General features: G+C 37.5%; 1 protein-coding gene. It reads left to right on the plus strand.

The window, feature by feature from the left end; all coding sequences use genetic code 11:
* Window positions 1-110: 110 nt before the first annotated feature.
* Window positions 111-791, plus strand: a complete 681-nt coding sequence (locus MLOOGBEN_RS28800; protein WP_179161667.1) for an IS6-like element ISS1N family transposase — start codon at window positions 111-113, stop codon at window positions 789-791.
* Window positions 792-913 lie beyond the last annotated feature (122 nt).

Raw genomic sequence — 913 nt, forward strand, 5'->3', positions numbered from 1 at the left:
TCTTAATCTTCTTGATGATGCCGTTAATACCCTCAAGGGTTCTGTTGCAAAGTTTTCCAAAAAATCTATTTTAGTGTAAAATTGAGAAAAAAGACAGAGAGGACAGAGTAATGAATCATTTTAAAGGCAAACAATTCAAAAAAGACGTCATTATTGTCGCTGTTGGTTACTACCTGCGTTACAATCTAAGCTATCGTGAAGTTCAGGAATTGTTATATGATCGTGGAATAAATGTTTGTCATACTACGATTTATCGTTGGGTGCAAGAGTACAGCAAAGTCCTCTATTATCTTTGGAAGAAGAAAAATAGACAATCCTTCTATTCATGGAAAATGGACGAAACCTATATCAAAATTAAGGGACGTTGGCATTATCTTTATCGTGCAATTGATGCGGACGGCTTAACCTTAGATATCTGGTTACGAAAGAAACGGGATACGCAAGCAGCCTATGCTTTCTTAAAACGACTCCATAAACAGTTTGGTGAGCCGAAAGCAATTGTGACCGATAAAGCACCTTCTCTTGGCTCCGCCTTTAGAAAGTTACAGAGTGTGGGTTTATATCCTAAGACAGAGCACCGAACTGTGAAGTATCTTAACAATTTAATAGAACAAGACCATCGACCTATTAAACGACGGAATAAATTTTATCAAAGTCTCCGTACAGCCTCTTCCACGATTAAGGGCATGGAGACCCTTCGAGGAATATATAAAAAGAACCGAAGAAATGGAACGCTCTTCGGCTTTTCGGTGTCTACTGAAATCAAGGTATTAATGGGAATAACAGCCTAAGATATTTGGAGTTCAGAGAGGGCGCGTTTGATTTTCAAACTTCGCAACAGAACCACCATCTCTATTAAAATTTGTCCAAGATATTGACCCAAATACATATTATCTGCAATATTTACTTAATA

Origin of the sequence: Bacillus sp. EB106-08-02-XG196 (assembly GCF_013396335.1) — a bacterium.
Classification (GTDB): domain Bacteria; phylum Bacillota; class Bacilli; order Bacillales; family Cytobacillaceae; genus Neobacillus.